13 protein-coding genes are annotated in these 11,992 nt (G+C 36.6%); all 13 read left to right on the top strand.

Annotated elements, in window-relative coordinates:
• The first annotated feature begins 289 nt into the window (after window positions 1–289).
• Genes MHB51_RS08015 through MHB51_RS07955 form a run of 13 tightly spaced genes read left to right on the top strand, consistent with a single transcriptional unit; the run spans window position 290 to window position 11,982 of the window.
• On the top strand, window positions 290–1,288 hold the full coding sequence (locus tag MHB51_RS08015; RefSeq protein WP_107942174.1) for a LacI family DNA-binding transcriptional regulator: 999 nt from the start codon (window positions 290–292) through the stop codon (window positions 1,286–1,288).
• 2 nt (window positions 1,289–1,290) lie between these two features.
• Window positions 1,291–2,637, top strand: a complete 1,347-nt coding sequence (purB, locus tag MHB51_RS08010) for an adenylosuccinate lyase (protein ID WP_066166035.1) — start codon at window positions 1,291–1,293, stop codon at window positions 2,635–2,637.
• 1 nt (window position 2,638) lies between these two features.
• Complete coding sequence (locus tag MHB51_RS08005; protein ID WP_342559348.1) at window positions 2,639–2,827, top strand: tautomerase family protein; 189 nt, start codon at window positions 2,639–2,641, stop codon at window positions 2,825–2,827.
• Between the two features lie 16 nt (window positions 2,828–2,843).
• Window positions 2,844–3,836, top strand: coding sequence for a thiamine pyrophosphate-dependent dehydrogenase E1 component subunit alpha (locus MHB51_RS08000; protein WP_342559347.1), 993 nt, complete (start codon window positions 2,844–2,846; stop codon window positions 3,834–3,836).
• The gene (locus MHB51_RS07995; protein ID WP_342559346.1) at window positions 3,826–4,830 is read left to right on the top strand and encodes an alpha-ketoacid dehydrogenase subunit beta; all 1,005 of its coding nucleotides are present in this window, start codon (window positions 3,826–3,828) and stop codon (window positions 4,828–4,830) included. Before MHB51_RS08000 ends, MHB51_RS07995 begins: the two co-directional genes overlap by 11 nt.
• Entirely contained in the window at window positions 4,827–5,285 is a 459-nt protein-coding gene (locus tag MHB51_RS07990; protein WP_066166027.1) for a VOC family protein, read from the top strand. The genes MHB51_RS07995 and MHB51_RS07990 overlap by 4 nt, the downstream gene beginning before the upstream one ends.
• Before the next feature lie 11 nt (window positions 5,286–5,296).
• Window positions 5,297–6,685, top strand: a complete 1,389-nt coding sequence (lpdA, locus tag MHB51_RS07985) for a dihydrolipoyl dehydrogenase (protein ID WP_342559345.1) — start codon at window positions 5,297–5,299, stop codon at window positions 6,683–6,685.
• Window positions 6,686–6,701: 16 nt separating this feature from the next.
• Window positions 6,702–7,913 (top strand): dihydrolipoamide acetyltransferase family protein, encoded by a 1,212-nt coding sequence (locus MHB51_RS07980; protein ID WP_107942179.1) that lies wholly within the window; start codon window positions 6,702–6,704, stop codon window positions 7,911–7,913.
• A 13-nt stretch (window positions 7,914–7,926) separates the two neighbouring features.
• Complete coding sequence (locus MHB51_RS07975; RefSeq protein ID WP_066169471.1) at window positions 7,927–8,706, top strand: SDR family NAD(P)-dependent oxidoreductase; 780 nt, start codon at window positions 7,927–7,929, stop codon at window positions 8,704–8,706.
• A 13-nt stretch (window positions 8,707–8,719) separates the two neighbouring features.
• A complete protein-coding gene (locus tag MHB51_RS07970; RefSeq protein ID WP_342559344.1) occupies window positions 8,720–9,562 on the top strand; it encodes an amidohydrolase family protein in 843 nt (280 codons plus the stop codon).
• Window positions 9,559–9,882: an L-rhamnose mutarotase gene (locus MHB51_RS07965; RefSeq protein ID WP_342559343.1), complete on the top strand. Its 324-nt coding sequence runs from the start codon at window positions 9,559–9,561 to the stop codon at window positions 9,880–9,882. Before MHB51_RS07970 ends, MHB51_RS07965 begins: the two co-directional genes overlap by 4 nt.
• Before the next feature lie 13 nt (window positions 9,883–9,895).
• Window positions 9,896–10,972: a Gfo/Idh/MocA family oxidoreductase gene (locus tag MHB51_RS07960; RefSeq protein WP_342559342.1), complete on the top strand. Its 1,077-nt coding sequence runs from the start codon at window positions 9,896–9,898 to the stop codon at window positions 10,970–10,972.
• A 14-nt stretch (window positions 10,973–10,986) separates the two neighbouring features.
• Window positions 10,987–11,982 carry a substrate-binding domain-containing protein gene (locus MHB51_RS07955; protein ID WP_342559341.1) on the top strand — a complete coding sequence of 332 codons (996 nt, stop codon included), beginning with the start codon at window positions 10,987–10,989 and terminating at the stop codon, window positions 11,980–11,982.
• Window positions 11,983–11,992 lie beyond the last annotated feature (10 nt).

Genomic DNA, 11,992 nt, shown 5'->3' with positions numbered 1-11,992 from the left:
AGTCATTTTGAGACGATTCCTTTGCAACGAGGATAGTGACAATTTATTGTGACTACCGCAGGAGCAAGTATTAGGGGCTGTCCGAAAAGTGTACATCTTTTCGGACAGCCCATTTTGTATTTCTGTGAAATATTTATTCCTAGATAAAGATAAAGAGAATAAAAATTTAGAAAAATCTAAAATTTATATTGATTTTTTTAAATGCAATATGCTATTGTTTAAAAAACAAGTAAAACGTTTCACTAAAACGATACACTGAAACGTTTTATCTGAGAGGCGGTCATTATTCATGGTTACACTTAAAGATGTTGCTAAAGAGGCGGGCGTTGGTATTACTACTGTTTCTCGATTTTTAAATAAAGATACAACTTTAAATATACCTAGTGCGACACAGGAAAGAATTGTGAAGGCGGTAGAAAAATTAAATTATAAGCCCAATGCTGTTGCTAGAAGTTTAAAATTGGGGCGTTCTAAAACCATAGCGCTTATCATTCCGGATTTTACAAACTTTGTATACAGTGAAATTATTTCAGGGGTAGAAGAAACAGTGCAGAAATATGGCTACCATTTAATTGTTTTGAGTGATACAAATCAAACGAGTAAAGCTTATATTGACTTAGTTACTGAAGGTAGAGCGGATGGCCTATTAATTGCATCCAATATTTTAACTGACCAAGATATTGTTAATTTTAATCAATCGAATATACCGTACGTATTAATTAACAGAATGAATCAGCATGCTAAAGGATTTGTCGCTGCAGATGATGAAAATGCAGCAAAGGAAGCTGTTGAAATGTTAATTAAAGGTGGGCATAAGAAAATTGCATTCATTACAGCGAACCAAGAGATGGATACAAGCAACCGCCGTTATATCGGATATGAAAAAGCATTGCTTCAAAATAATTTAACAGTCAATAAGGAAATAATTGAGCAGGCGATGTTTACAGAAGAAAGCGGTTATAAGGCGATGGAGCGATTACTCAGTAAAAACAGCACTGTTACAGCCGTATTTGCATCTAATGTCCGTGTTGCATTTGGAGCAATAGCTGCTATTAAAAAGAATGGGAAGCGAATTCCTGAAGATATCGCGGTAATGGGCTTCCATCATACGCCAATGTGTGAGGTTTTTGACCCAACATTATCAACGGTAAAAGTAGACTTAAAGGAAATGGGTGTCAAATCAACAGAGCTACTAATGAACATGATGAAAAATAAAGATGCTAGCAATCAGCATATTATTTTGGAAAGCTTCGAGTTATTAAAGCGAAAAAGTACGGGAGGTAGATAAGTTTGAAATCTCATATGATAGATTCTGAGGTGTATAAAGATTTATATGGTACGGAAGAAATGCGTGCAATCTTTTCTGATACTGCAATGATAGAAAAATGGATTTTATTTGAGTCTGCATTGGCGAAAGTCGAAGGAAAACTTGGGATTATTCCGAAAGAGGCGGCTGAAGAAATTCAACAGCAAGGGAAACTTGAAAGTTTTGATTTAGGAGAGATTTGTAGAGGGATTGTATTTACAAGTCATCCGCTTGTCCCATTTATTCGTCAATATGAGGAACTGTGTTCAAAAGATTATGGAGAATACATTCATTTCGGTGCTACAACACAGGATGTAATTGATACCGCATTTATTTTACAGTTAAAAGATGCATATGAAATTATTCGCAAACAAACAAGTGACATAATCGAGGTGTTGTCGGTCGCTACGAAAAAATATGAAAATACGATAATGGCAGGACGAACACATGGGCAACATGCATTACCAATAACATTTGGCTATAAACTAGCTTGCTGGTTAGCAGAAATGAAACGCAATTATAAGCGCCTTTGTGAAATCGAGGAACGAGTATTTATTGGGCAATTTTCAGGAGCATCTGGCACATTAGCATCACTTGGTCATATGGCAATGAAGGTGCGACAAGAGGTTATTGAAGAGCTTGGATTGCATGTGCCGGTAATTACGTGGCATACAAGCAGAGATAATATTGCAGAGTTAGCAAATGTTTATGCATTAATTGCAGGGACAGTTGGAAAAATTGCTAATGAAATTATCAACTTACAACGAACTGAAATTGCTGAGGTAGAAGAGGGCTTCGAAGAAGGGAAAATAGGTAGCAGTACAATGCCGCATAAGCGTAATCCAATGGTTTGTGAATATACAGTGGGGCTATCTCGATTAATTCGTATGCAAATTCCTTTATTATACGATTCATTAGTACAAGAGCATGAGCGCGATATGGGTTTATGGCTTGTCGAATTAGAGGTAATGCCAGAAATTAGCATTTACTTAAATAAAATGCTTTCTGATATGACAGGTGTCTTACAAAATATGCGTGTATACGAAAATCGCATGCGAGAAAATATCGATATTACACAAGGATTAATTTTAAGTGAGAAAGTAATGTTCGAGCTATCAAGTGCGATAGGAAAACAAACTGCACATGAAGTAGTGTATGCAGCTTCTATGCGTTCCTATGAAAGGGGAACAAGCTTGCGTAATGAAATAGCAGCAGATGAAAATGTAAACAAATTTATTTCAGAAGAGATTCTTGATGAAATATTAGACCCAGGTCGATATTTAGGTCTTTGCAAAGAATTTATTAATAATGTTTTAGAGATGGAGGGTTAAGATGCCATACATAACAATTAAGTTGATGGAAGGGCGCTCTATTGAAAAAAAGCAGCAAATGGTAAAAGAAGTGACAGATGCTTTAGTGAATTCTTTAGATATTACAGCAGATGATGTGAGGATTGAATTAGAGGAATTACAATATGGCATGTTTGCAAGAGCTGGGCGATTAATTATTGAAAAAAAATAGGGGGTTGGCAATATCCATGGAAATCAATTTTATTCAAACAAATGATTCAGACTATGAAGTAACAAAGGATGAAGCGAAGGCATTATGGCGAAAGCTTATTGAAATTAGAAGCTTTGAGGAGAAAAGCATTGAGGCATATAAAGAGGGCTTGCTTGGCGGTTCGCTACATCCATATATCGGTCAAGAAGCAGTAGCGACAGGGATGAGTGCCTTTTTAAATGAATCTGACTATATGACGACTACTTATCGTGGACGCGGACATGCGCTTGCTAAAAAGGCAGACCCGTTTAAGTTATTTGCAGAAATGTTTGGTCGAATTGATGGCTACTGTAAAGGAAAAGGTGGTCCAATGCATATCGCCAACAGCAAGCTAGGAATGCTTGGTGCGAATGGAATTGTTGCAGGGGGTATTCCTATTGCAGTGGGGGCAGCATTAACTGCAAAAACATTAAAAAATAATCATGTAGCCATTACTTATTTTGGCGATGGGTCTACAAACCAAGGAGTTTTCCATGAGGCACTAAATTTAGCAGCGGTATTAAAGCTACCAATGATTTTTGTTTGTGAGAATAACTTATATTCAGAAATGACACCTATTAGTGATTCGGTATTGAATGAGCATTTAGCAGAAAGAGGATTAGCGTATAGAATTCCGTCCTATGTTGTGGATGGTAATGATGTATTTGCTGTCAGAAAACTAGCTAAAGAAGTAACAGCATTTGTTAGAGAGGGAAATGGGCCTGTATTTATTGAAGCGAAAACATACCGATTACTAGGACATATGTTTGGTGATACAGAAATTTATCGTACAAAAGAGGAAGTAGCAAGCTGGAAGGAAAAAGAGCCGCTTATTCAATTTAAGCAAGCAGTCGAGAAATATAATCTACTTACAGAGGACGAAATGCTAGCAATTGAAAATGAAGTAAAGGCTAGTATTGATAATGCATTTGAGCGTGCAAAGCTATCAGAGCAACCAAGTCTTGAGGAGGTATTTACAGATGTTTACTAATGGAAGACAAATAACTTATGCAGAAGCATTAAATGAAGCACTTCATGAGGAAATGGCTGCGAATGAAAATATCATTATTTTAGGTGAAGACATTGGTCAGTATGGGGGTGTTTTTAATGTAACAAAGGATTTAATTAATAAGTTCGGTAAAGAACGCATTATTGATACACCTATTTCAGAGGCGGGATTCACAGGAGCGGGTATTGGTGCAGCGATGACAGGTTTAAAGCCCATTGTAGAGTTTATGTGGATTGATTTCACTTTTGTAGCATTAGATCAAATATTGAATCAAGCAGCTAAAATGACTTATATGTCGGGGGGACAGACGAAAGTACCGATTGTATTCCGTACACAAGGCGGAGGAGGGCGAGGTAATGGAGCACAGCATTCACAAAGTTTAGAAACAATTTTTGCTCATGTGCCAGGCTTGAAAGTTGTTGTACCTTCCAACCCATATGATGCTAAAGGTTTATTGAAAACGGCAATCCGTGATAATTGTCCAATAATGTTTATTGAAAATAAATTACTTTATAACATGAAAGGTGAAGTTCCAGAGGAGGAATACACAATCCCATTTGGTCAAGCCAATATTGTAATCGAAGGTAGTGATGTAACGGTTGTAAGTCTATCTCGAACAGTTCATGAATGTAAAAAGGTTGTAGATTCACTAAAGGAAAGGGGCATTTCAGCGGAGTTAATTGATTTGCGAACATTAGTACCAATGGATTCACAAACAGTAATCGATTCAGTGAAAAAAACAAATCGTTTAGTAATTGTTCATGAAGCGGTTGAAAGTTTTGGATGGGGTGCAGAGCTTAGCTCTATTGTTCAAGAACAAGCATTTGATTATTTAGATGCTCCAGTAAAGAGAGTTGGTTCACTGTCTGTTCCAATTCCGTACAATATGGCACTAGAAAAGGAAGTATTACCAACAGAGGCTAGAATTGTCGAAGCGATTGAAGAGGTGCTTTATACAAAGGTAGGTACACAATGATTAAAGATATTTGGCATACAAGTTTCACTGTTGAAAATATAGAAAGGTCGATTGAGTTTTATCGAGATATATTAAACTTAGAGCTTGTTCATGAGCAAGTACAGCACAATGAATATACAGCAAAGCTAGTTAATTATCCTAACGCACATTTAAAAGTAGCGATGTTTGCAATTAAGGGTGGACATGAAAGGGCTTCAGGTCATGTAGTTGAACTTGTAGAGTATGTCTATCCAAAGGGAGAATATGTGCCTACAGGAACAGCGCATACGCGAAGTGCCCACCTTGCATTTGAAGTAGAAGATATTTTTGTCATGGTAGAAAAATTAAAAAATGCTGGCGTTCGATTCAAATCTGATGTCGTGAGTATTGAGGCTGGGAGAAATAAGGGTGGTTATACAGTTTATTTCTTTGACCCAGATGACATTACACTCGAACTTGTACAGCCACCGAAATAAGGGGTGACTAAATGTTTGATATAGCGATTATAGGCGGAGGGATAGGAGGCTATACTGCCGCAATAAAGGCTGCGAAAGAAGGCTTGAAAGTAGCGTTATTTGAAAAAGATAAATTAGGTGGAACATGTTTACATGAAGGCTGTATACCAACCAAAACATTTTTGCAGCTATCTAATAAATATCAGGATGTTTACAAATTACAAAAAATGGGCTTTAGCCAATTGCAAATTCCTGAAATTGCAACGCTTGATTGGAGCCAATTTCTTCAGTATAAAAATCAAGTAGTAAATCAATTATTTCAAGGTGTACAGTATTTAATTCAAAAAAATAAAATTCAGCTATTCCCTAAAAAAGTAACTGCCATTTCAAAGGCAGGGCCATTTTCCATTTCCACGGCAGACAGAGTTGTGCAGGCAAAGCATGTAATTTTAGCAACAGGAAGTAAGCCAATTGTTCCTTTAAATGTACATAAAAAGTACAGTAACGTATTATCTAGTGACCAATTACTTAGCTTACATGAATTACCGAAATCAATCGTTATTGTAGGGTCGGGTGTTATAGGAATCGAATTTGCAACTTTCTTTAGTCAATTAAATATTCCTGTGACAATTGTAGAAAAGGAAGAAACTATTTTAGGTGCAGTTGATAGTGAAATTGCGCAGCACTTGAAGCAGTCATTGACGAGGAAAGGTGTGCAATTTAAAACCGGCTGTGAGGTTTTATTCAATCAAATTGAAGAGTCCGAAAATGAGGTCACTTTGAAGCTAAGGCAAGGTGCGGAAATTCTAGAGGAAAAGGCACAATATGTGCTCGTCGCAATTGGTCGAAAAGGGCATTATGGAGACATAGATTTTTCAAGTTTAAAGAAAGAGAATGAGCAATTTCCTGTAGATAAATATTTAAAGACAAAAGTATCAAACCTCTACATTATCGGTGATGCTTCTGGCAACGTCCAATTAGCACATGCCGCAGCATATCAAGCGGAGATAGTCATTCAGAGGATATTAGGACACGAGGTAAATTCATATGATGAGCTTCTAGTACCTAAATGTATTTATAGTGTCCCAGAAGTATCTTCGATTGGATTTACAGAACGAGAGGCAAAGGAAAGCTACGAGGTAAAGGTAGGTAAATTCCAGTTAAATGCCAATGGTAAGTCGTTAATTACTGGTGAAACAGAAGGATTTATTAAAGTAATTGCTGATAAGACGACAGACCGTATTTTGGGAGTGCATATTATAGGCGATAAAGCAACAGAGCTTATTAGTGAGGGCAGCTTAGCCATGTTATTTGAAGCAACAGCCTCAGAAATTGGAATGACTGTTCATCCACATCCAACCGTAAGTGAAATATTTAATGAGGCAGCTTTAGCTGTTGATGGAAAAGAGATTCATAGTTAATAGGAGGGAATAAAGAATGACAATAACATCCATTAACTTGCCTAAAATGAGTTTGAATATGGAAGAAGGAACGATTGTTAGCTGGTTAGTAAAAGAAGGTCAGCAGGTGCAAAAAGGCGATGCTCTTTTTGAAGTTCAAACTGATAAAGCTATATCTGAAGTTGAGGCTAATAAGGACGGTTACTTAAGAGAAATTTTAGTGCAAGATGGAAAAACGGTAGCAGTTGGAACAGCGGTAGGGGTGCTAGTAGATGACCTTGCTGAACAGTCGGAGGAGCTAAAGCCTGTGCAAGAAGAGAAGGCGAAAGTAGCCCCTATAGAAGAAGTAGTACAAAAACAATTAATACAGATTAAAAAAAGTCCCAATGCTGCAAGGCTACGCATTTCACCAGTTTCAAGAAAGCTTATTGCACAACATGACTTAGACCCTACAAAAATTGACGCGACAGGACCTTTAGGAAGAATTGTTTTACGCGATGTCTACCGAGAAATTGACAAATTACAAAAGCTTGAGCAAGGGCTAGTAAATACGGAAGCAAGCTTGGAAAAGGTGACAGCTATTCGTAAAGCAATTGCTCAAAATTTAACGAAGAGTGTTCAAGAAATTCCGCAATTTACAATTACAAAGGAAGTAGCTGTTGAAAAATTAGAACATTCAAGAATTGAGATGAATACATTCAGTAGTGGTGAATCGCGATTGTCGATGAATGACTTTTTAATTAAAGCAATTGCCGATACAATTGCTGTTCATCCAAAATTTAATAACTATTATATCGTAAAAAATAACGAGCATTATATTCAGAATAATAAGTCAATTCATATCGGGTTGGCGGTTGCAACAGAGAAGGGGCTATTTGTTCCAGTTATTCGAAATGTAGAGGCAAAATCTTTAGTAGAAATTATGCAGGAAAGAAAGCGTCTAATTGAAAAAACGAAGCAAGGAAAGCTATCACCAGAAGAAATGTCGGGTGCAACATTTACAATTTCATCTCTAGGCTCATTTAATATTAAGCAATTTACCGCAATCATTAACCCTCCCGAAAGTGGCATTTTAGCTGTAGGCAAAGTGGAAGATTATCTTTACTTGGAGCAGGGAGAAGTAAAATCACAAAAACGTCTGAACTTAACAGCTAGCTTTGATCACCGTTTAGTGGATGGGGCAGATGGTGCTCAATTTATGAATACGCTTGAGGAAGTGCTGATTAAAGATAGCTGGTATTTATTTTAATAGGGGGATGGCTATGTACACCATTGACTTACAACAAAAGGTTGCAATAGTAACGGGGGCACATCAAGGAATTGGCTTACAAATTGCTATTGCTTTACTCGATGCAGGTTGCAAATGTGTTCTTGTAGATTTAAACGAAGAAATTCAAACAACAGCTAACCGTTTAGCGGAGCAATTTCCAAACCAAGTTTATGCTGTGCAAGGGGATATTCGCACGAAAAAATCATGTGAAGAGATATTCGTAAAAACGATGGATAAATTCGCTCGAGTAGATATTTTAGTAAACAACGCAGGCATTATGCGAACGACCCCATTCCTTGAGGTATCTGAGGAAGAGTGGGATTTAGTAATGACCATTAACTTAAAGGGCATGTTCTTTTTAACACAGATTGTAGCAACATACATGAAGGATAATCAAATCGAGGGGTCCATCATTAATATGTCTTCTATTGCTGGAAGGAGTGGGCGACCTTTAGCACCACATTATGCAGCAAGTAAAGCGGCGGTAATTAGCTTAACAAAGTCAAGTGCTGAGGCATTCGGGAAATTTAACATTCGTACAAATGCATTATGTCCAGGCGTAATTTCTACACCAATGATGGATGAAATATTTGAAAAAAGAAAGATTATCGAAAAACAAGACCCGCGTGATACATTTTTACAACGCATTAAGCTAGACAGATTAGGAACACCAGAAGATATTGCAAAAGCAGCATTATTCCTAAGCTCAGACTTAAGTAGCTATATAAATGGACAAGCGATAAATGTTTGTGGTGGGTATGAGATGAATTAGATGAGGTGATGATATGAAAATTGATACACACCAGCACTTTTGGAACTTTCAAAGGGTGCCATATAAATGGCCGACCTCTGCTGAAAAGGAAATATATCGTAATATTGAACCTGATGAATTAGCGCAAATCCTACCAACTGTGAACGTTAATAAAACAATAATTGTTCAAGCTTTTGATAGCTTCGAGGATACTGACTATATGCTTGAAATTGCGAAGCAGTATGATTGGGTTGCAGGTGTGGTTGGGTGGTTACCTTTGAGAGATGAAACAGCTCTGAGGGAAGCAATTAAAAAATATAAAGCAAATTCTTATTTTAAAGGAATGCGGCATTTAATTCATAATGAGAGGGATTCAACATGGTTAACTCACCCTGCAACAATGAATGGACTTCAAATTTTAGCGAACGAAAACATACCTTTTGATGTTGTTGCAGTAGAACCAATTCATTTAGAGCAAGCATTAATCGTAAGTGAGAGAATCCCGAATTTAAAAATGGTAATAAATCACTTAGCAAAGCCGAAAATTGCAGAGAAGGTATTCGAACCTTGGGAATCTCAAATGAAGGAACTTGCAAAAAATTCGAATATATATGCGAAAATTTCAGGTTTAAATACGGCTGCTTCTTACGATTGGAAAGCTGATGATTTTCAGCCATATATTGATCGAGTAATAAACATGTTTGGCTCGAATAGGCTAATGTTCGGAAGTGACTGGCCGGTATTAAACCTTGCTGGAACATATAAACAAGTAGTGGATGCAACTGAGCGATGTTTAAATCACTATACAAAAGAACAACAAGAAGATATTTGGTATAAATCAGCAATTGAATTTTATCGACTGGAGGGAGTCTATTGAAAAGAGTAGCTAGTACAATTCAATTATCTAAAGAAAATTATGAAGAGTATAAAAAATTACACAGTGAAGTTTGGCCTGAAGTACTTCAAATGATAAAAGAATGTAATATACAAAACTACTCTATTTATTATTCTAATGGACAGTTATTTAGTTATTTTGAATATACAGGAACCGATTATCAAAAGGATATGGAAAAGATGGCTCAAGATTCAGCAACTCAAAAATGGTGGGAGATTTGTAAGCCTTTACAAACACCTTATGAAACTAGAAAGTCAGAAGAATGGTGGATGGAAATGGAGGAGCTATTCTATTTAAAGTAAAGGAGATGCAGTAATGGAAGAATTAAATTATAAACCACCTATACCTAATAATAAAACTTTGAGAATAGGGATAGTTGGTGCAGGGGAAATTGTACGTGAGGCTCATTTACCTGCCTATGAGAAAGCGGGTTTCAAAGTAACCGCTATTTATAACCGAACTATTGAAAAAGCAGAACAATTGGCACAAAAGTATAATATACCATACGTTTTTGATTCAATTGATGAACTAATTAATCATCCAGAGGTTGATATTGTTGATATCGCTTTAACAGCGGAAATGCAACTAGCAATTGTTGAAAAAGCGGTAAAGGCTAAAAAGCATATTTTATGTCAAAAGCCATTAGCAGATACCTATACAAATGCCAAAGAAATTGTAGCGTTGGGAAAAGAACACGGTGTTAAAATTGCTGTAAATCAGCAAATGCGTTGGGCGCCATCAATTAGAGCAGCATCAAATATCATTAACAGAGGATGGATTGGGGATTTAGTTAATGCTTCTATTCAAGTAAACGTTCAAACTCAATTTGAAAACTGGCCATTTTTAAAAGAAATAGAGACTTTAGAAATAATGTACCACAGTATACACTACATGGATTCAATTCGATTCTTGTTTGGGACTCCGGAATATATTTACGCAGATGGAGCAAGATTCCCAGGACAAAAAGTTAAGGGAGAAACAAGAACAATGATTCATATGAAGTTTAAAGGTGAGATTCGAGCTCTAATTTATGACACACATAATAATCAATTTACACAAGACGACTGGTTTGCAGAATATCGCTTTGAAGGAACTGAAGGAGTAATTAAGGGAGAAAATGGGGCACTATATAACTACCCAATAGGGCGAGAGGATAGTTTAACATTTACTTCAAATATTCTTCAAAAAGGAACATGGATTACTCCACAGCTTGAAGGAAAATGGTTTCCAGATGCATTTATTGGAACAATGGGTGAATTAATGAATGCAATTATAAATAATACAGAGCCAGAGAACAGTGCAGAGGATAATTTACAAACATTGCAAATGGTTTATGCAGCCTATCAATCAATGAAGGAAAATCGACCAGTATATCTAGATGAAATCAAATAGCTAAAAAGGGGGAAATGTTTATGAAAAAGTTTAAAGCAGTATTTGGAAGTATGTTACTAGTAAGTGGATTAATGTTGGGAGCATGTAGTGATAAAGGTGGGAGTTCAGAAGGTAGTAACGAAGGCGACAAAGAATTTAAAATTGCCGGTGTACTAATGCAATCTGATGTTGAATGGTTTAAACAAATTCAGTATGGGATGGAACGGGCAGCCAAAGAATATAATGTTGATTTGAAAATCGGCAATTCTAACTTAGACTTAGCGACAGAATCTAGTTTATTTGACACATACACATCTCAAGGAATGGACGCAATCATTGTTTCAGCAATCGATTCCTCATCATCAGTGGAAGCAATTAAACGTGCACAAGAAAAAGATGTATTAGTAGTTAACTATAATACAAATGTTGATGAAGACGTAATGAAATATTATGTTGGAATTGATAACTTTGAATTAGGTGCACAAGCTGGCCGTAAAGTAGCTGAATATGTACAGAATGAATTAGGTGGCCAAGCCAAAATTGGCATGGTGACACTTTCGATGTTTGAAGTAGGAATTAAACGAGCAGAGGGTTTCTTATCAGAAATCACAAAGGTACCAGGCATTGAAATTGTTAGCCAGCAAGATGCCAATGGACCTGAGAATGGAATGTCTGTTGCAGAAACTATGATTCAAGCAAATCCAGATATCGATGTGATGTGGGCAGCAAATGGTGGGACAACACATGGGGTAGTTCAAGGGATTATTTCAAAAGGTCTTCAAGATAAAATTAAATTCTTTGGGACAGATATGGACTTGCAGTCAGCAAATGCTTTATTAGACCCGGCGAATCCATATCAGGCAGTTTCTACTCAAGACCCAGAAAAGATTGGCTATGAATCTGTGAAAGCCGCAGTACAAGCTTTAAAAGGTGAATCTGTTGATAGTAATATTGTTGTGGACTTAGATTTCTTTACGAAAGAGGATAAAGAGAAGTTAGAACAATATATCGAGAAGTATAAAAACTTGTAGAAGTTTGGTG

Source organism: Metasolibacillus sp. FSL K6-0083, assembly GCF_038630865.1.
Classification (GTDB): Bacteria; Bacillota; Bacilli; order Bacillales_A; family Planococcaceae; genus Metasolibacillus; species Metasolibacillus fluoroglycofenilyticus.
This window is presented reverse-complemented; position numbering and strand designations above follow the sequence as displayed.